General features: G+C 74.2%; 13 protein-coding genes and 1 riboswitch. Of the genes, 5 read left to right on the top strand and 8 right to left on the bottom strand.

Translation table 11 applies throughout. The features are described 5' to 3' along the window. Positions 1 to 3 precede the first annotated feature (3 nt). The 3 genes from ACZ4K2_RS25190 to ACZ4K2_RS25180 all read right to left on the bottom strand — a co-directional run bounded on the left by ACZ4K2_RS25190 (position 4) and on the right by ACZ4K2_RS25180 (position 4,872). The gene (locus ACZ4K2_RS25190) at positions 4 to 1,194 is read right to left on the bottom strand and encodes an alkaline phosphatase family protein (RefSeq protein ID WP_467475998.1); all 1,191 of its coding nucleotides are present in this window, start codon (positions 1,192 to 1,194) and stop codon (positions 4 to 6) included. Next, on the bottom strand, positions 1,194 to 1,781 hold the full coding sequence (locus tag ACZ4K2_RS25185) for a DUF5998 family protein (protein WP_467475999.1): 588 nt from the start codon (positions 1,779 to 1,781) through the stop codon (positions 1,194 to 1,196). The genes ACZ4K2_RS25190 and ACZ4K2_RS25185 overlap by 1 nt, the downstream gene beginning before the upstream one ends. Positions 1,782 to 2,055: 274 nt before the next feature. Next, entirely contained in the window at positions 2,056 to 4,872 is a 2,817-nt protein-coding gene (locus ACZ4K2_RS25180) for a bifunctional acetate--CoA ligase family protein/GNAT family N-acetyltransferase (RefSeq protein WP_467476000.1), read from the bottom strand. A gap of 174 nt (positions 4,873 to 5,046) precedes the next feature. Here ACZ4K2_RS25180 and ACZ4K2_RS25175 point away from each other — a divergent pair, with 174 nt between their 5' ends. Next, positions 5,047 to 5,328: an HPr family phosphocarrier protein gene (locus ACZ4K2_RS25175; RefSeq protein ID WP_467476001.1), complete on the top strand. Its 282-nt coding sequence runs from the start codon at positions 5,047 to 5,049 to the stop codon at positions 5,326 to 5,328. A 160-nt stretch (positions 5,329 to 5,488) separates the two neighbouring features. Here ACZ4K2_RS25175 and ACZ4K2_RS25170 read toward each other — a convergent pair whose 3' ends face one another. From ACZ4K2_RS25170 to ACZ4K2_RS25160, 3 genes are all read right to left on the bottom strand, one after another. After that, a complete protein-coding gene (locus ACZ4K2_RS25170) occupies positions 5,489 to 6,244 on the bottom strand; it encodes a M23 family metallopeptidase (protein ID WP_467476002.1) in 756 nt (251 codons plus the stop codon). A gap of 12 nt (positions 6,245 to 6,256) precedes the next feature. Continuing rightward, positions 6,257 to 6,416, bottom strand: a riboswitch (cyclic di-AMP (ydaO/yuaA leader). Positions 6,417 to 6,626: 210 nt separating this feature from the next. After that, positions 6,627 to 8,015: a M16 family metallopeptidase gene (locus ACZ4K2_RS25165; RefSeq protein WP_467476003.1), complete on the bottom strand. Its 1,389-nt coding sequence runs from the start codon at positions 8,013 to 8,015 to the stop codon at positions 6,627 to 6,629. Then, complete coding sequence (locus ACZ4K2_RS25160) at positions 8,012 to 9,415, bottom strand: M16 family metallopeptidase (RefSeq protein WP_467476004.1); 1,404 nt, start codon at positions 9,413 to 9,415, stop codon at positions 8,012 to 8,014. Before ACZ4K2_RS25160 ends, ACZ4K2_RS25165 begins: the two co-directional genes overlap by 4 nt. A 317-nt stretch (positions 9,416 to 9,732) precedes the next feature. On the opposite strand from ACZ4K2_RS25160, the gene ACZ4K2_RS25155 reads away from it, so the two are divergent. Beyond that, entirely contained in the window at positions 9,733 to 12,189 is a 2,457-nt protein-coding gene (locus tag ACZ4K2_RS25155; protein ID WP_467476005.1) for a DNA gyrase/topoisomerase IV subunit A, read from the top strand. Positions 12,190 to 12,314: 125 nt separating this feature from the next. On the opposite strand, the gene ACZ4K2_RS25150 is transcribed toward ACZ4K2_RS25155, so the two are convergent. Both ACZ4K2_RS25150 and ACZ4K2_RS25145 read right to left on the bottom strand, forming a co-directional pair. Further along, positions 12,315 to 13,388: a CobW family GTP-binding protein gene (locus ACZ4K2_RS25150; protein WP_467476090.1), complete on the bottom strand. Its 1,074-nt coding sequence runs from the start codon at positions 13,386 to 13,388 to the stop codon at positions 12,315 to 12,317. 188 nt (positions 13,389 to 13,576) lie between these two features. Beyond that, complete coding sequence (locus ACZ4K2_RS25145; protein ID WP_467476006.1) at positions 13,577 to 14,740, bottom strand: citrate synthase/methylcitrate synthase; 1,164 nt, start codon at positions 14,738 to 14,740, stop codon at positions 13,577 to 13,579. 113 nt (positions 14,741 to 14,853) lie between these two features. Here ACZ4K2_RS25145 and ACZ4K2_RS25140 point away from each other — a divergent pair, with 113 nt between their 5' ends. The 3 genes from ACZ4K2_RS25140 to ACZ4K2_RS25130 all read left to right on the top strand — a co-directional run bounded on the left by ACZ4K2_RS25140 (position 14,854) and on the right by ACZ4K2_RS25130 (position 19,008). Next, on the top strand, positions 14,854 to 16,110 hold the full coding sequence (locus ACZ4K2_RS25140) for a citrate synthase (protein ID WP_467476091.1): 1,257 nt from the start codon (positions 14,854 to 14,856) through the stop codon (positions 16,108 to 16,110). A 53-nt stretch (positions 16,111 to 16,163) separates the two neighbouring features. Then, positions 16,164 to 17,105, top strand: coding sequence for a sucrase ferredoxin (locus ACZ4K2_RS25135; RefSeq protein ID WP_467476007.1), 942 nt, complete (start codon positions 16,164 to 16,166; stop codon positions 17,103 to 17,105). A 244-nt stretch (positions 17,106 to 17,349) separates the two neighbouring features. After that, the gene (locus ACZ4K2_RS25130; RefSeq protein WP_467476008.1) at positions 17,350 to 19,008 is read left to right on the top strand and encodes an ATP-binding protein; all 1,659 of its coding nucleotides are present in this window, start codon (positions 17,350 to 17,352) and stop codon (positions 19,006 to 19,008) included. Positions 19,009 to 19,054 lie beyond the last annotated feature (46 nt).

Below are 19,054 nucleotides of genomic sequence, written 5' to 3'. Positions count from 1 at the left end.
GGGTCAGGAGCGTACTTCGAGGAGCGGGACCAGCTGTTCCGCCGGGGTCATCGAGCCGTGGTTGCCGACCAGCGCGGACTCCTTCGGCTCGCCCTCGGAGGCGATCAGCAGGACGTCGTCGTGCGCGGCGGCGACCACGTCGCCGATGCGCGGGTACACGCGCTCGTCCACCTCCGGCCCGAACCAGCCGGCCGCGATCGCCTCGTCCCGCGAGGCCACCCAGAACTGCTCCCCCAGCACCTCGCGCCAGCAGGTCAGCACGTCGTTCTCGGCGCCCGGCACCGCGTACACGTGCCGGGCCCGGCCCTCGCCGCCGAGCAGGGCGACACCCGCGCGCAGTTCCCAGTCCTCGTCGAAGTCGATGCGGTGCCGCTCGTCGAACGGCACGTCGACCATGCCGTGGTCGGCGGTGACGTAGAGGGCGCTGCGCGGCGGGAGCTGCTCGGCCAGCCGCTGGGCGAGCCGGTCGACGCGCATGAGCTGGCCGCGCCAGGTGTCGGAGGCGACGCCGTAGCGGTGCCCGGCGCCGTCCAGCTCGGAGTAGTACGTGTAGACCAGCGAGCGGTCGCCCGCGGCCAGTCGGCCGGCCGCGAGGTCCATGCGCTCCTCACCGGTGAGCCGCCCGACGAAGGTGCCGCCGCTCAGCGCGACCTTGGTGAGCGGGGTGTGCTCGAAGGCGGGCGAGGACACCTGCGCGGCGTGCACGCCGGCGTCCTGCGCGAGCTGGAAGACGGTGGGGTACGGCTGCCAGGGGCGCGGCGGCGTCCACGGGTTCCAGCGGAGCTGGTTCATCAGCTCGCCGGTGGCCGGGTTGCGCACGGCGTAGCCGGGCAGGCCGTGGGCGCCGGGCGGCAGGCCGGTGCCGACGGAGGCCAGGGAGGTCGCGGTGGTCGCCGGGTAGCCGGCGGTGAGGGGCCGGCCCGTGCCGCCGCGCGAGGTGCCGAGCAGGGAGGCCAGGAAAGGGGCCTCGTCCGGGTGGGCCCTGAGCTGCTCCCAGCCGAGGCCGTCGACCAGGAAGACGCAGACCCGGTCGGCGGGGGTGAGTTCGCCGATGGTGGCGGTCAGGCCGGGGACCCCCATGCCGGCGGCCAGCGTGGGCAGCAGGTCGGCCAGCGAGCCCGTGCCGTACTCGGGCAGCGGCGCGGTGTCCAGGGCGAGGGGTTCCGGGTGGTCCCAGGCGGAGAGCTGGGACATCAGCGCGCGAGGTCCGCGGTCGCCTCCGAGATGGCCTGCGCGAAGGCGAGCGCCTGGCGCACCGTCTCCGGGCCGTCCCCGGCCTCGCTGACGCGCAGGCTGAGGTCGTCCGCCGTGGAACTGCCCGTGTAGCCGTGGTCGGCGTCGCAGTTGGGGTCGCCGCAGGCGGCGGGCTCCAGGTCGATGCGGCTGACCGCGCCCCAGCCGATGGTCAGCACGACCTCGCGGGGCAGGGTGCCCGGCGTGTACTGCTCCGGGTTGGCGACCACGCGGCTGACCACGACCGAGGAGATCCGGTCGAGCTTCACGGACTCGGTGGAGGTGGTGGCGTACGGCGTCGGGGAGGTGTCGTCGGCGGCCTGCTCGTCGGTGTGGCTGACGATGAAGCGGTTGCCGGTGAGGACCAGCACGGTCACGTGTCGGCGCACCTCGTTCTGGTCGAACGTCGTCTCCTGGTGGACCAGGTACGACTGGACGGGCTCGCCGCCGACAGCGGCTTCCACCGCCTCGGCCACGAGGGCCGGGTAGTAGCCGCTGCGCTCGATCGCCGCGCGCAGCCCCTGGGTCGTCGTACTGGTCTTGGCCATGGCGTCCATCTTAATCCGTGGGCAAGGGCGGTCCGGGCCAGTCGCGGGCACCGGGAGCGGGCCCGGCGCCCGGGCTCGGGGCGGGCCGCGGGCCCGCGGCCGCCGGCGTCGCCTCCGTCCCGGTCCCGGCCGCCGGCGCCCGCGGGACGCCCCGCCTCCGCGGTAGGGGGGCGAGCGGCGGACGGGGCCCTGGGAGCCGGGGCGCTGAGGAAGCCCGGCGCGGGGCACCCGGGACGGCCCCCGGGGCCGACGGTCCCCGCGTCCCCTCCCGCGGTCAGTACGCCGGCATCGTGCGCGGGCCGAGGTCGTCGCGGGCGGGCGGGGGCGCGAGCCGGACGGTGGCGCCGAGGACGCTGACCCCGTGCGGGGCGACGACGACCGGCTCCAGGGTGACCTCGACCACCTCCGGGTGGTCGTCGACCAGCCGGGACACCCGCAGCAGCAGCTCCTCCAGCGCGGGGGTGTCGACGGGCGTGGAGCCGCGCCAGCCGAACAGCATGGGCGCGGTGCGGATGGACCGCACGAGCGAGGTCGCCTCGCGGTCGGTGACCGGGATCAGCCGGTGGGCCATGTCCCCGAGCATCTGGGAGGCGGCCCCGGCCAGGCCGAAGGACAGCACGGCCCCGGCCGCCGGGTCGATCACCGCGCGGACCACGGTGTCGACGCCCCGGGGCGCCATCGCCTGCACCACCGGCCGCAGTTCCTCCGGCGGCCCGAACAGCCCGGTCAGTTCGGCGTACGTCCGCAGCAGTTGCTCCTCGTCCGCCAGGTCCAGCCGCACGCCGCCCAGGTCGGCGCGGTGCCTGAGGTGCGGGGCGGTGGCCTTGAGGGCCACCGGGTAGCCGAGCGCGCGGGCGGCCTCGGCGGCGGCTTCGGGGGTGGGCGCGGGGAGCGCCCGGCGGACGGGGATGCCGTAGGAGCCGAGCAGTTCGCAGGTCTCGTCGGTGGGGATGGTGAACCCCTCCCCCCGCTCCGGCAGCGCCCGGATCAGCCGGGCGGCCCCCTTCTCGTCGATGTCGTCGTACTCCGGCACCTTCCCGGGGTCGCTCGCCTCCCGCCGCCACTGCGCGTACCGCACGGCTTCGGAGAGGGCGCGTACGGCGCGTTCGGCGGCGGGGTAGGCGGGGATGAGGTGGGTGCCCTCCGGCGGGGAGTCGCCCGGCGGGCGCACGGTGGTGAGCGGCAGCTCCGCGGGGCGCGCGTCGCCGGCCGCCCGGGGCGCCGTGCTGGCCGCGGCCGACAGCGCCTCCGCCAGCCCGCCGAGCTCCACGTGCACCACCAGCACCGGCTTCCCCGGCGCCGCGGCCGCGGCCGACCGCAGCGCCTGCGCCAGCTCCGCGTCTCCCGGGGACGTCTCGCCGATCGCGGGGATCGCCGTGACGACGACCGCGTCGTTGGTGTCGTCGGCGAGCGCGCCGGCCAGCGCCCGGTGGAAGTCCTCCGCCGTCGCCCCGGTCGTCAGGTCGACCGGCCGCGCCGGCCGCAGCCCCTCGGCGACGCACCGGTCGTACGTCAGCACGCCCAGCGACTCCGAGTTGCCGAGGATCGCGACGCGCGGCCCGGCGGGCAGCGGCTGCCGGGCGAGCAGCAGCCCGGCGTCGACCAGTTCGGTGATCGTGTCGACCCGGATGACGCCGGCCTGCCCGAGCAGCGCGGAGACGGTCGCGTAGGGCAGCCGGGTGGCCCGTACGGTGTGGCCCTGCGGTGCCGCGCCGGTGCCCTGCACGACCACCAGCGGTTTCGCCGCGGCCGTCCGCCGGGCGAGGCGGGTGAACTTGCGGGGGTTGCCGATGGACTCCAGGTACATGAGGACGACGTCGGTCTCGGGGTCGTCGTACCAGTACTGGAGGACGTCGTTGCCGGAGACGTCGGCGCGGTTGCCGGCGGACACGAAGGTCGACACGCCGGTGACCCCCGTCACCCCGCCGCCGCGCCGGTGCAGCCGGGACAGCAGGGCGATGCCGATCGCGCCGGACTGGGCGAACATGCCTATGCGGCCGGGGCGGGGCGGCTGCGGGGCGAGGGACGCGTTCAGCCGGACGCCGGGAGCGGTGTTGATCACGCCGAAGGCGTTCGGGCCGATGAGCCGCATGCCGTACGCGCGCGTGGCCCGCACGAGCGCCCGCTGCCGTTCACGGCCCTCGGGCCCGCTCTCGGCGTATCCGGCGGAGAGTACGACCAGGCCCTGGACGCCGTGCTCACCGCACTCGGCGACCACGGCGGGCACGTGGGCGGCCGGTACGGCGACGACGGCGAGGTCCACGGGCCCGTCGATCTCCCGCACCGAGCGGTGTGCGGGCACCCCGTCGATCTCCCGCAGGTCCGCCGGGAAGGCCTGGTTCACGGCGTGCAGCCGGCCCGCGTAGCCGGCGTCGCGGATGTTGCCGAGGACGCCGCGGCCCACTCCGCCCGGGGCGCGCCCGACGCCGACGACCGCGACGGAGCCGGGCGCGAGCAGCCGCCGCACCGAGCGGGCCTCGGCGCGCTGCTCCCGGGCGCGCTGCACGGCGAGGGAGCGGTCGGTGGGTTCGAGGTCGAACTCCAGCCGGACGACGCCGTCCTCGAAGCTGCGTTTCTGGGTGTAGCCCGCGTCCGTGAACACCTTGATCATCTTGGTGTTGGCGGGCAGCACCTCGGCGGCGAAGCGGCGGATGCCGCGCTCGCGCGCGACGGCGGCGATGTGCTCCAGCAGGGCGGAGGCGACTCCCCGGCCGTGGTGGGCGTCCTGGACCAGGAAGGCGACCTCAGCCTCGTCCGCGGGTGCGGAGGCGGGCATGCCGTCGGCGCCTATGCGGTCGTAGCGTACGGTGGCGATGAACTCGCCGCCGATGGTGGCGGCGAGCCCCACCCGGTCCACGAAGTCGTGGTGTGTGAAGCGGTGAACGTCCTTGGCGGAGAGCCGTGGGTACGGTGCGAAGAAGCGGTAGTACTTCGACTCGTCCGAGACCTGTTCGTAGAAACTGACGAGGCGGTCGGCGTCGTCGGCCGTGATGGGCCTGATGCGTGCGGTGCCGCCGTCGCGCAGCACCACGTCCGCCTCCCAGTGGGCGGGGTACTGGTGCCGGTCCTGCCGGTCCGCCGAGGTCTGCATGGGCCCCAGAGTACGGCGCGCGCCGGTGTGCGGCGCGAACCGTGCCGGGCCCGGCGGGCGGCCGGGCCGGGGCCGCCGTACGGCACACCGGGCCGGTCCGGAGATCCGGCCCGGGCACGCTTCACGATGTGGGAAACTGGTCTAGACAACCTGAGCACTGAAGGGCAGCATCACATGGCTGAGCGCCGCGTCAACGTCGGCTGGGCCGAGGGTCTCCACGCCCGCCCCGCCTCCCTCTTCGTCCGAGCCGCCACGGCCACCGGCGTCCCGGTGACGATCGCCAAGGCCGGGGGCGACCCCGTCAACGCGGCCTCCATGCTGGCCGTCCTGGGCCTGGGCGCGAAGGGTGGCGAGGAGATCGTCCTCGCCTCCGAGGCCGAGGGCGCGGACGCCGCCCTGGACCGTCTGGCCAAGCTGGTCTCCGAGGGCCTGGACGAGCTGCCCGAGACCGTCTGAGCAGCACCGGGAGCCGCGCCGTCCGTACCGGGCGGCGCGGCTCCCGCGTTCTCCGGCCGGCCGGACCGCCCTTTCCGGCGCTCCCGGCCCGGTGCGGACATGGCGCAGGCCCCGGCTCGGTGAGCCGGGGCCTGCGCCATGTCCGTGTGCCGCGCGCGGGTCAGATGTGCACGCCGTGGTTGCGGAGGTAGGCGACGGGGTCGATGTCGGAGCCGTAGTCGGGGCCGGTCCGCGCCTCGAAGTGCAGGTGCGGGCCGGTGACGTTGCCGGTGGCGCCGGAGAGGCCGATCTGCTGGCCCGGGACGACCTGCTGGCCCGCCGTGACACCGATCGAGGACAGGTGCCCGTACTGGGTGTACAGGCCGTCGGCCATCCGGATGACGACCTGGTTGCCGTACGCGCCGCCCCAGCCCGTGGAGACGACCGTGCCGGAACCCACCGCGTGGACGGTGGTGCCGCTGGCCGCGTGGAAATCGATGCCGGTGTGCGAACCGGAGGACCACAGGGAGCTGCCGGCCTGGTAGGCCGTCGAGACGTAGGACTGCGCGACGGGGGCGACAAAGGTGTTCAGCCGCTTGCGCTCGGCCGCGCGGGCGGCACGGGCCTCGGCCGCGCGGATCTCCTCGGCCCGCTCGGCGGCCGCCTTCGCCGCGGCCTCCTCGGCCGCCTGCTCGTCGGCGGCCTGCTGCTGGGCGGCGGCCTGCGCGTCGATCTGCTCGGCCACGTCGTCGCTCGCGGCGAGGACCGGAAGGAGGCCGGTCTGCTCCGCGGGGTTCGCCGCGGCATGCGCCGGGGAGGCGGCGAGGGTGCCGATCACACCGGTGGTGGTGAGGGCCGCGATGCCGGCCGCCTGAGCGGTCGTCCGCTTGACCCGGCCGGGCTTGCGGTGCTTCCCGGTGGCGCGCGTGAACGCCATGAAGTGACTGGTCCTTTCCTTCCCTCTCGCCTACCGGGTTAGCTGACGGGTTCGGAGCAGGAAGGTCTCCTACGGGCCCCCTCGCTTCCGCGCGGGCGCCCGATTCACCCCAGGGACGGTGGGTCCCCGGCTCCCCTGGCTCGCGCCTACGGGGACTCGGCGATGGCTGTCCGGTGCCGCGGGTGCGGCGCACTGCCTGACGGACAGCCTGGAAGACGCTAAGCGGGCGTGCTTTCGATCCTCAAACAGATCCGGCCTTTTGTAGCGCATCCCACAGGGCAGACAGGCAACCTCCGCCCCAAAACGGGCATCTGGGGAAGCGAGTGGAACGGCAGGGGCCCTGACGGACCGTAGGTCGTCAGGGCCCCTCGCGCACGGTCCGTCACTCGGCCGCGACCACGGTCACCTCACCGATGCCGAGCGCCTCCACCGGCGCCTTGATCTGCGCGGCGTCACCGACGAGGACCGTCACCAGGCGGTCCACCGGGAAGGCGTTCACCACGGCCGCGGTGGCCTCCACCGTGCCCGTGGCGGCCAGCTGCCGGTACAGCGTCGCCTGGAAGTCGTCGGGCAGGTGCTGCTCGACCTGGTCGGCCAGCGTGCTCGCGACGGCCAGCGCCGTCTCGTACTTGAGCGGCGCCACACCGACGAGGTTCTGCACGGCGACGTCCCGCTCGGCGTCGGTCAGGCCCTCCGCCGCGACGGTGCGCAGCACCTTCCACAGGTCGTCCAGCGCCGGGCCCGTGTTGGGGGTGTCCACGGAGCCGCTGATGGCGAGCATCGAGGCGCCCGTGCCGTCCGGCGCGGACCGCAGGACCTGGCCGAAGGACCGCACGCCGTAGGTGTAGCCCTTCTCCTCGCGCAGCACGCGGTCCAGGCGCGAGGTGAGCGTGCCGCCGAGGCAGTACGTGCCGAGCACCTGGGCGGGCCACACGCGGTCGTGCCGGTCGGGGCCGACCCGGCCGATGAGGAGCTGCGTCTGGACGGCGCCGGGCCGGTCCACGATGACCACGCGCCCGGTGTCCTCGGCGGTCACCGGGGGCACCGGACGGGGCTCGCCCGGGGTGCCGGTCCAGGCGCCCAGCGTCTCGCCGAGCAGGGCGTCGAGGTCGATGCCGGTGAGGTCGCCGACGACCACCGCGGTGGCCGTGGCGGGCCGCACGTGGCGGTCGTAGAACGCGCGCACGGCCGCCGCGTCGACCTTCTCGACCGTCTCCTCGGTGCCCTGGCGCGGACGCGACATGCGCGAGGCGGCCGGGAACAGCTCCTTGGACAGCTCCTTGGCGGCCCGGCGGGCGGGGTTGGCCAGCTCGTGCGGGATCTCGTCCAGGCGGTTGCGCACCAGCCGCTCGACCTCGCTCTCGGCGAAGGCGGGCGCGCGCAGCGCGTCGGCCAGCAGGCCGAGGCCCTTGGCCAGCCGGGAGGCCGGGACCTCCAGGCTGAGCCGGACGCCGGGGTGGTCGGCGTGTGCGTCGAGGGTGGCCCCCGCGCGCTCCAGTTCCGCGGCGAACTCCTCGGCGGAGTGCCGGTCGGTGCCCTCCGAGAAGGCCCGCGCCATGATCGTGGCGACGCCGTCCAGGCCGGCCGGTTCGGCGTCCAGGGGGGCGTCCAGCAGCACCTCGACGGCCACGACCTGCTGGCCGGGGCGGTGGCAGCGCAGCACCGTCAGGCCGTTGTCCAGCGTGCCGCGCTCGGGGGCCGGGAACGCCCACGGCCTGGCCTCGCCCGGCTGCGGCTGGGGGTGGAACTCCATGGTGGCGAGCTCGGTCACTTGGCCGTCTCCTCGTTCTCGGTCTCGTCGCGGCCCGCCTCTACGGTGGCTTCCCGCTCCGGGTCGTCGGGGACCCCGGCGTCCTCGGCGGACTCCGGGGACTTCGGCTCGTAGACGAGGACCGCGCGGTTGTCGGGCCGCAGGCGCGCCGCGGCGATCTCCCGGACCTCCTCCGGGGTGACCTCGAGGACGCGCTTCACCGCGGTCAGGGCGAGCTGCGGGTCGCCGAACAGGACGGCGTACCGGCACAGTTCGTCGGCGCGGCCGGCCACCGTGCCGAGCCGGTCCAGCCACTCGCGCTCGAGCTGCGCCTGGGCCCGCTCCATCTCCTCGGGCGTGGGGCCCTCCTCGGCGAACCGGGCCAGCTCCTCGTCGATGGCGGTCTCGATGACCGGCACCTCGACGTCACCGGAGGTCTTCACGTCCAGCCAGCCCATGGAGGGCGCGCCGGCCAGGCGCAGCAGGCCGAAGCCGGCGGCGACGGCCGTGCGGTCGCGGCGCACCAGCCGGTTGTACAGCCGGGAGGACTCGCCGCCGCCGAGGACGGTCAGGGCGAGGTCGGCCGCGTCGCACGCGCGCGTGCCGTCGTGCGGGAGCCGGTAGGCGGCCATCAGGGCACGCGCCGGGACCTCCTCGACGACGACCTCGCGCTTCTGCCCGCCGATGACGTCCGGCAGCGAGCCGTCGCGGGGCGCGGGCTTGCCGTCGTGGGAGGCGATGGAGCCGAAGTACTTCTCGACCCAGGCGAGGGTCTGCTCGGGGTCGATGTCACCGACCACGGAGAGCACCGCGTTGTTCGGCGCGTAGTAGGTGCGGAAGAACCGGCGGGCGTCCTCCAGGGTGGCCGCGTCCAGGTCCGCCATCGAGCCGATCGGCGTGTGGTGGTACGGGTGGTCCTCCGGATAGGAGAGGGCGGTCAGCCTCTCGAAGGCGGTCCCGTACGGCACGTTGTCGTAGCGCTGGCGGCGCTCGTTCTTGACGACGTCCCGCTGGTTCTCCATGGACTCGTCGTCCAGGGCGGCCAGCAGCGAGCCCATGCGGTCGGCCTCCAGCCAGAGGGCGAGCTCCAGCTGGTGGGCGGGCATGGTCTCGAAGTAGTTGGTGCGCTCGAAGCTGGTGGTGCCGTTCAGCGAGCCGCCGGCGCCCTGCACCAGCTCGAAGTGCCCGTTGCCCTTGACCTGCCCGGAGCCCTGGAACATCAGGTGCTCGAAGAGGTGGGCCAGGCCGGTGCGCCCCTCGACCTCGTGGCGCGAGCCGACGTCGTACCAGAGGCAGACCGCCGCCACCGGGGTCAGGTGGTCCTCGGAGAGCACCACGCGCAGACCGTTGGCCAGGCGGTGCTCGGTCGCTGCCAGGCCCCCGGAGCCTGCCTCGGCCGTGGTCGTGTGACCCATGGGCATATACGTCCCTTCGCGAGCGGAGGCGGTTTCGAAACCGCGGTCTTCCTGCCGTTCCTGCCACTGTATGCAAAGCGTGCGGGGCCTCGGCGAAGTTCCCGCGGGCCGTACGCCCAGAGCGGATCGCGTAGCCTGCGTCCGGCCCACTCCGGACGTCCTCGGAGGCGCGGGGCGGGCCCGCGGCGACCGGGTCGCGGCCCGGGTTGTCGGTGCCGCGGTCCACAATGGACCGCGAGAGATCCGTGATTCGCTTCAGCAAGAGCGAGCCGGGGGGTGCGCGCCCCCTCGGCGAGCGACCAGATCAGGAGGAGCCGGCAGCGATGGCCCGCCGCAGCACGAAGACCCCGCCGCCCGACGATTCGTTCGAGGAGAGGATCCTCGACATCGACGTCGTGGACGAGATGCGTGGCTCCTACCTCGAGTACGCGTACTCGGTCATCTACTCGCGCGCCCTGCCGGACGCCCGTGACGGCCTCAAGCCGGTGCACCGCCGGATCGTCTACCAGATGAACGAGATGGGCCTGCGTCCCGAGCGTGCGTACGTGAAGTGCGCGCGTGTCGTCGGCGAGGTCATGGGCAAGCTGCACCCGCACGGCGACACGTCGATCTACGACGCCCTGGTGCGCATGGCGCAGCCGTTCTCCATGCGCGTGCCGCTCGTCGACGGCCACGGCAACTTCGGCTCCCTGGGCAACGACGACCCGCCGGCCGCCATGCGGTACACCGAGTGCCGGATGACCGAGGCGACGAGCCTGATGACCGAGTCGATCGACGAGGACACGGTCGACTTCGCGCCCAACTACGACGGCCAGGAGCAGGAGCCGGTGGCGCTGCCCGCCGCCTTCCCGAACCTGCTGGTCAACGGATCCTCGGGCATCGCGGTGGGCATGGCGACGAACATGCCCCCGCACAACCTGCGCGAGGTCATCGCCGCGGCCCGCCACCTGATCCGGTTCCCCAACGCCGATCTGGACGCGCTGATGAAGCACGTCCCGGGCCCGGACCTGCCCACCGGCGGCCGGGTCGTCGGTCTGGACGGCATCCGGGACGCGTACGCGACCGGCCGCGGCACCTTCAAGATGCGCGCGACGGTCACGATCGAGACCGTCACCGCCCGCCGCAAGGGCCTGGTGGTGACCGAACTGCCGTTCGCGGTCGGCCCCGAGAAGGTCATCGCGAAGATCAAGGACCTGGTCAACGCCAAGAAGGTCCAGGGCATCGCCGACGTCAAGGACCTCACCGACCGCGAGCACGGCCTGCGCCTGGTCATCGAGATCAAGAACGGCTTCGTGCCGGAGGCCATCCTGGAGCAGCTGTACAAGCTGACCCCGATGGAGGAGTCCTTCGGCATCAACAACGTCGCGCTGGTCGACGGCCAGCCGCTCACCCTGGGCCTGAAGGAGCTGCTGGAGGTCTACCTGGACCACCGCTTCGACGTGGTCCGGCGCCGCAGCGAGTTCCGCCGCACCAAGAAGCGCGACCGGCTGCACCTGGTCGAGGGCCTGCTGACCGCGCTGGCCGACATCGACGAGGTCATCCGGATCATCCGCTCCAGCGAGAACTCCGCGCAGGCCAAGGAACGCCTGATCCAGCGCTTCTCGCTGAGCGACGTGCAGACGCAGTACATCCTCGACACACCGCTGCGCCGGCTCACCAAGTACGACCGGATCGAGCTGGAGGCGGAGAAGGACAAGCTCACCGCGGAGATCGAGGAGCTGACCCGGATCCTGGACTCGGACGCGGAGCTGCGCAAGCTGGTCTCGGCGGAACTGGCGTCGGTGGCCAAGAGGTTCGGCACCGACCGGCGCACCGTGCTGCTGGAGTCCGCGGGCGCCCCGGTGGCCGCGGTGCCGCTCCAGGTGGCCGACGACCCGTGCCGGGTGCTGCTGTCCTCGACCGGGCTGCTGGCCCGCACGGCGACCGGTGAGCCGCTCACGGAGGCGGGCACCAAGCGCGTCAAGCACGACGTCGTCGTCTCGGCGGTGCCGACGACCGCGCGCGGGGTGATCGGCGCGGTGACCTCGGCCGGCCGGCTGCTGCGGATCAACGTGGTGGACCTGCCCCAGCTGCCCGAGGCGATGTCCCCGCCGAACCTCTCCGGAGGGGCCCCGCTGGCGGAGTTCGTCTCCCTGGAGGGCGACGAGACGGTCGTCTGCCTGACCACGCTGGACGAGTCGTCGCCGGGGCTGGCGCTCGGCACCGAGCAGGGTGTCGTCAAGCGCGTGGTGCCCGACTATCCCTCCAACAGGGAGGAGCTGGAGGTCATCACCCTCCGGGAGGGCGACCGGATCGTCGGCGCGGTGGAGCTGCGCACCGGCGACGAGGACCTGGTGTTCATCACGGACGACGCGCAGTTGCTGCGGTTCCAGGCCTCCGTCGTGCGGCCGCAGGGCCGCCCGGCGGGCGGCATGGCGGGCATCAAGCTCACCGAGGGCGCGAAGGTCATCTCCTTCACGGCGATCGACCCGGCCGCCGACGCGGCGGTGTTCACCGTGGCGGGCTCGCGCGGCACGCTCGACGACTCGGTGCAGACGACGGCGAAGCTGACGCCGTTCGACCAGTACCCGCGCAAGGGGCGGGCCACGGGCGGCGTGCGCTGCCAGCGCTTCCTGAAGGGCGAGGACTGCCTGTCGCTGGCCTGGGCCGGCCCGCTGCCCGCGCGCGCGGCGCAGAAGACCGGCGCCGCGGTCCAGCTCCCCGAGCCGGACCCGCGCCGGGACGGCTCGGGCACGTCGATGCCGAAGACGGTCGCCGTGGTGGCGGGACCGGTCCTCTAGGCAGACGGGACGGGGGCCGGGCCTCCAGGGAGACGGGCGGGGGCCGGTCCGCGCCGGGGCCGGGCCCCTGTGGCGGCCGGTCTGCGTAGGAGCGGGACCCCGGTCCCCCGGTGACGGCCGGTGCGCTAGGCGGGCGGGTCCTCCAGATCGGCTTCCGTCCCGTCCGGGGTGCGTACGTAGCGCAGGACGCCCCACATGCCGTGCTCGTCGGCGTGCGGGGTGTCCTGCGCGGCCGCCTCCAGTTCCTTGCCGAGGGCGTCCGCGTCGATGCCGGAGCCGATCAGCACCAGTTGGGTGAGGCGGGCTTCGCCGGGGCTCCAGGGCTCCGGGTAGAAGCGCAGGAACCGGCCGACGGCGTGCACGGCGTACCGGTTGACGGGGTCGTACGGCCCGAAGTCGACGTACCCCTTGATCCGGTACAGCCCCTCGGGTCGGCTGTCGAGGAAACGCATGACCCGGCGCGGGTCCAGGGGGGTGCCAGAGCTGAACGCCACGCTGTCGTAGCCGGTGTGCAGGTGCCCGGCGTGCCCGGCGCCGCCCTCGGGGTCCTCGGTCTGCTCGGTGTCCTCGGTGTGCTCGTGGAGGTCGTCGAAGGAGAGCTGTCCGATGCGTTCCTCGCCCGGCCGGCAGTCGAAGAGGAACTCCGGGTCGACGCGGCCGTAGGCGGCGGGGACGACGACCGCGCGGTCGGTGAGCGAGCGGACCAGCCCCAGGACCCGGCCGCTGTCGCCGGCCCGGTCGAGCTTGTTGACGACGACGAGATCGGCGAGGGCGAGGTGCCGGTCGATCTCGGGGTGCTTCGCGCGCGTGTCGTCGAACTCCGCGGCGTCGACGACCTCGACGAGGCCGCCGTAGACGATGCCCGGGTGCTCGCTGGCGAGCACCATGCGCACGAGTTCCCGCGGCTCGGCCAGTCCGCTGGCCTCGATGACGATGACGTCGATGCCGGTGCCGGGCGCCGCCAGCCGGTCCAGGTAGAGGTCGAGTTCGCTCGCGTCCACGGCACAGCACAGGCACCCGTTGCCGAGCGAGACGGTGGAGTCGCCGAGGGCTCCCGCGACCGCCATCGCGTCGATCTCGATGGCGCCGAAGTCGTTGACGATCGCCCCGATCCGGCTGCCCCCGCTGCGGTGCAGCAGGTGGTTGAGCAGCGTGGTCTTCCCCGAGCCGAGGAATCCGGCGAGTACGACGACCGGGATCTGCCGCGGGCCGAGGCCGGCGTCCCGCCCGTCCGGTGCGCCGTCCGGCGCGCTGTCCGCCGTACGGTTCGCCGCACCGTCCGCCGCGAGGTCCGCCGCGGTGTTCGCCAAGCTGTTCGGCACGGGGTGGCCTTTCTCCTGGGGACCGGCTGCGGACCACAGGATAGAAGGACCCCGGGGCGGGCGGGTCAGCCGGCGGCGGGCACCGTGACCGGCGGCCGGGGCCCCACGTAGCGCGCCACCGGGCGGATGATCTTCGGGTCCGCCGCCTGCTCCAGGATGTTGGCGCTCCAGCCCACCACCCGTGCCGCCGCGAAGGTCGGGGTGAACATCTCCCGGGGCAGGCCGCACAGCTCCATGACCAGGCCGGCGTAGAACTCGACGTTCGTGTGCAGCTCGCGGCCGGGCTTCAGCTCCGCGAGGATCGCCTCCACCCGGTGTTCGACCTCCACCGCGAAGTCCACGCGCGGGCCGCCGAAGCCGCGCGCGATCTCCCGCAGCATCCGCGAGCGGGGGTCCTCCGTCCGGTACACGGCGTGCCCGAAGCCCATGATCCGTTCGCCGGCGAGGACACGTTCCCGGATCCATGGGTCGATCCGGTCGGGCGTGCCGATCGCGTCCAGCGTGTCCAGGGCCCGGCTGGGCGCGCCGCCGTGCAGCGGTCCGGACAGGGCTCCGACGGCACCGGTCAGGCAGGCCGCGACGTCGGCGCCGGTGGAGGCGATGACGCGCGCGGTGAAGGTTGACGCGTTGAATCCGTGGTCAATGGTTGAGATCAGGTATTGCTCGACCGCACGGGCCCGGCGCGGCTCCGGTTCCGCACCGGTCAGCATGTACAGGTAGTTGGACGCGTGGGGCAGGTCCTCGCGCGGCTCCACCGGTTCCAGGCCCCGGCCGAGCCGGTGGAGCGCCGCGAGCAGGGTGGGGACGGCCGCGCACGCGGCCACGGTGTCGGCGCGGCGCCGCTCGGCGTCTATGTCGTAGACCGGCCGGAAGCCCTGGGCGGCGCCCAGCAGGGAGAGCGCGGACCGCAGGCCGGCCAGCGGCCCGGCCGGCCGGCTCGCGGCCGCGAGGCCGGGCAGGGCGGCGCGGACGCCGTCGGGCAGGCGCCGCAGCGCGGCGGTCTCGGCGGCGAAGGCGGTACCGCGCCGGGCGTCGGGCAGGGTGTCGTGGACCAGGAGGTGCCAGACGTCCTCGAAGGTGCGGGTGCGGGCGAGGTCGACGGCCGAGTACTGCCGGTAGTGGTAGAAGCCCTCCCCGCCCCGGACGTCACCGACCCCGGTCTCGGCGACGACGACACCCGCGAGCCCGCGCGGGACATCGACGAGCGGGACAGCCCTGTTGATCGACATGATTCTCCTCCTCGACTTGATCAGATTGTCCATGCTTGACGATGAGGCTGTCAATATTGATTAAATCAATATGCATCGATCAAGAGAAGGCGGCGACGACTACGGTGACCCCCATGCGCGATCACGACACCGCTGCCCACCGACCCGGGCGCCGGCTGACCACCAGGGAGACCGCCGAGCTGCTCGGTGTGAAGCCGGAGACGGTCTACGCGTACGTCAGCCGCGGCCTGCTCAGCAGCAGACGCGATCCCGGCGGCCGGGCCAGCACCTTCGCGGCCGAGGAGGTGGAGGCGCTCGCCCGCCGCAGCCGGCGCGAGGCGGCCGGGAGTCCCGGCGCCGGCACCGACCTGTCCGTCCGCACCCGGATCACCCTCATCGAGCAGGACCGGTACTACTTCCGGGGCGTGGACGCCGTCGAGCTGGCCGCCCGGCACTCCTACGAGGAGGTCGCGGAGTGGCTGTGGACCGGCCGACCGCACCCCGGAGCGACGTTCACGCCCCCCGCGGGCACCGTCGAGGTCGCCCGCCGCGCGGTGAACGCCCTGTCCGAGCACGCCTCACCCGTCGACCGGCTGCGGGTGGCGGCGGTCGCGGCCGCGGCCGAGGACCCGCTGCGCTTCGACCTGTCCGAGGAGGCCGTGCTGAACACCGCGCGCATCCTCATCCCCACCCTCGTCGCCGCCCTGCCGCCGACCGTGTACGGGCAGCGGGACGACGGTCCGCTGGCCCACCGCCTGTGGGGCCAGCTGACCGGCCGTCCGGCCGACGAGGCGTCCCTGCGCGTCCTGGACACCGCGCTCGCCCTGCTCGCCGACCACGACCTGGCCGCGTCCACGCTCGCCGTCCGGGTCGCCGCGTCGGCCCGGGCACACGCCTACGCGGCCGTCTCGGCCGGGCTCGGCGTCCTGGAGGGCCCGCTGCACGGCGCGGCCAGCGGCCTGGCCCACCGCATGCTCCTGGACGTCCTCGACCAGGGCACGGCCGTCCCGGTGATCGCCGGGGAACTGCGCGCCGGACGGCACGTCCCCGGCCTGGGCCACCGGCTGTACACGGGCGAGGACCCCCGCGCGCGTGCCCTCTTCGACCTGCTGGAACAGATCCCGCGCGCGGAGCCCGCCCTGCTCGCGGCCCGCGACGTCGTCGCCACGACCGCCCGGCACCGCCCGCTGCACGCCAACGTGGACCTGGCCCTGGCGGTGTTCACCGCCTCCAGCGGCATGCCGGCCACGGCCGGCGAGACGATCTTCGCCGTCGCCCGCACCGCGGGCTGGATCGCCCACGCCCTGGAGGAGTACGGCGAGCGGCCGCTGCGCATGCGCCCCAGCGGCCACTACGTCGGCCCGCGCCCGCCCCGCCCCCTCCCGGAGTAGGACACCTCGGGTCCGGAAGTCCCCCCAGCGCAAGTCAGGTTAGGCTCACCTCTGTGAGTAGGTGTGCGACCGTCTCCCGGTCTCTCGACGAGCCGGTGTCCGGAACGGCTGCCACGGCGACGACGTGGCTGCTGCTGGAACAGCCCGGCCCGTGGGGTGCCAGGGCACTCACGTCCAGTCACCTGGATCCCGCGCTGGGCCGGGCCCTGGAGGCCGCCGCCGAGGGGAGCGGCGTCCGGATCGCGCTCATCCGGCGTCCCGGACGGCACGCCGACCCCGGCACGCCCCCGGTGCGGCAGGTGTACGCCGCCCACACCGTCCCCGGGCGCGTGTGGCTGCACGGCGCCACCACCCGCGATCCGCGGCGACTGCTCGACCTCGACTTCACCGCTCTCGGCGCGGGTGACCCCCATTCCCTCGGCACGGTGCTGGACGGACGGCCCCACCAGGGCGACCCGCTGGCGCTGGTGTGCACCAACGGCAAGCGCGACCGCTGCTGCGCCCTCCTGGGCCGCCCCCTCGCCACCGAGCTGGTCGCGTCGGGGGTGCGTGGCGTCTGGGAGGTCACCCATCTGGGTGGACACCGGTTCGCACCCACGGTGCTCGTCCTGCCGTACGGCTACGCCTACGGCCGCGCCGGCGCGCACACCGTCAAGGAGGCCCTGCACGGCGTCCGGGACGGCCGGGTACTGGTCGAGGGGTGCCGAGGCTGCTCCGCGTGGGAACGACCCGGCCAGGCGGCCGAGCTGGCGGTGCGTTCGGCGGCGGGCGAGTACCGCGCGGGCGTGCTGAGCGTCGTGCGGACCGACGGCCCGGCCGGGCGCCGGGAGGTCACCGTGACCCACGTCGACGGCCGCCGGTGGCGGGTCACCGTGGCCGAGGGAGCGTCCCTCCCGCCCCGCCCGGAGAGCTGCGGCGCGACCGTACTCGGGTCACCCGCACGGATGGACGTGATCGAGGTACACGAACTGAGCCCCACGGCCCTGGCCCGCTAGCGCTGTGACCGCGCGGGTCCACCGGACCGGTGATCGTGGCGGCTGGATGCGCGGTGCGGCCGCCCCGGCCGTTGGAAGCACCGTTGCCGAGCCCGCGCTACGTGGCGTATGAGCGCCTGATCAGCGGAAAAGAGCCACGTGCCCCGGCCCGGTGAAGCCATGCGGGCAGAGGCACCAGCCGCCCACAGCGACCGAGCGGCACACCCCCGGTGACGCCCGTGGGCCTCCCGCGTACCGTCGGCGCATGCGCCCCGCTCCCCCCGTACACCGTCCGCGCCTCGGTCTGCCCCGGCGGGTGTTCTCGCAGGTGCTGCTGATGCAGGTAGCCGTCGCCGCGGGTGTCGCGGTGCTCGCGACCGGGCTCTTCCTGGCGCCGCTGAGCAGGCAGCTGGACGAGGAGGCGATGCGCCGCGCGCTGGCCATCGCCGAGACGACGGCCCAGGACCCGCGGATCGCCGAGGGCGTGCTGACCACCGAGCCGGCCGGCGACGGCCCGGTGCAGAAGGAGGCGGAGCGGATCCGGAAGGCCACGCACGCCGAGTACATCGTGGTCCTGGACCGGCGCTGGGTGCGCTGGTCGCATCCCACGGCCTCCGAGATCGGGCGCATCGTCTCCACCGACCCCTCCGACGCCCTCGGCGGCACCGAGGTCATGGAGATCGACAGGGGCACCCTCGGGCGCTCGGCCCGCGGCAAGGTGCCGCTGTACGACGCCCGTCACCGCATCGTCGGCGCGGTCTCGGTCGGCATCGCCTACGACAGTGTGCGGGCGCGGCTGATCAGCGCGATCCCGGGGCTGTTCGCCCACGCCGGCGGCGCGCTCGCGGTGGGCGCGCTGGCCGCCTGGCTGATCGCGCGCCGGGTCCAGCGGCAGACCCGCGACCTTGCCTTCTCGGACATCTCGGCGCTGCTCGCCGAACGCGAGGCGATGCTGCACGGCATCCGGGAGGGCGTGGTCGCGCTGGACCACGGCGGCCGGGTCCGCCTGCTCAACGACGAGGCGCGCCGGCTGCTGGGCATCGGCGACGAGGCCGTGGGACGGACCCCGGACGAGGCGCTCGGCACGGGCCGTACGACGGACGTCCTGACCGGCCGGGTGACCGGCACCGATCTGCTCACCGTGCGCGGACAGCGCGTCCTGGTCGCCAACCGCATGCCCACCGGCGACGGCGGCGCCGTCGCCACCCTGCGCGACCGCACCGAACTGGAGCGGCTGGGACGCGAACTCGACGCCACGCGCGGCCTGATCGACGCGCTGCGCGCCCAGGACCACGAACACGCCAACCGCATGCACACCCTGCTCGGGCTGCTGGAACTGGAGATGTACGACGACGCCGTGGAGTTCATCGGCGAGGTGGTCGGGGACCACCGGGCCACTGCCGAGCAGGTCACGGAGAAGGTCCGGGACCCGCTGCTGGCCGCACTGCTGGTCGGCAAGGCGACGGTGGCGGCGGAGCGCGGGGTGGCCCTGTGGGTGTCGGAGCGGACCCGGCTGCCGGACCGGCTGGTCGATCCCCGGCAGCTCGTCACCGTCCTGGGCAACCTCGTGGACAACGCCCTCGACGCGGTCGCGGGCACACCGCACGCGCGCGTGGAGGCCGAGTTGCGCGCGGAGGGCCGTACGGTCGTCCTCAGGGTGCGCGACACGGGCCCCGGCATCCCCGAGGAGCGCCGGGAACTGGTCTTCACGGAGGGCTGGTCCACCAAGCAGCCGCCCGCGCACGGCAAGCGGGGCATCGGCCTCTCCCTCGTGCGCCGGCTCGCCGAACGGCAGGGCGGCACCGCCTCCGTCGGCCCGGCGGACGGCGGCGGCGCGGAGTTCACCGTGGTCCTGCCCGAGGCACTGGCCGAGCCCGCGCCCCGGCCGACGCACGTCCCGGACGCCGGGGAGGAGACGCGCTGATCCCGCACCCGGCCGACGGCCCCCGGGCACGGCGGCGCGGGCCGCC

The organism is Streptomyces sp. NPDC025833 (genome assembly GCF_055558055.1).
Note: the sequence above shows the minus strand (reverse complement) of the source record. Positions and strands in the feature narration are given on the sequence as shown.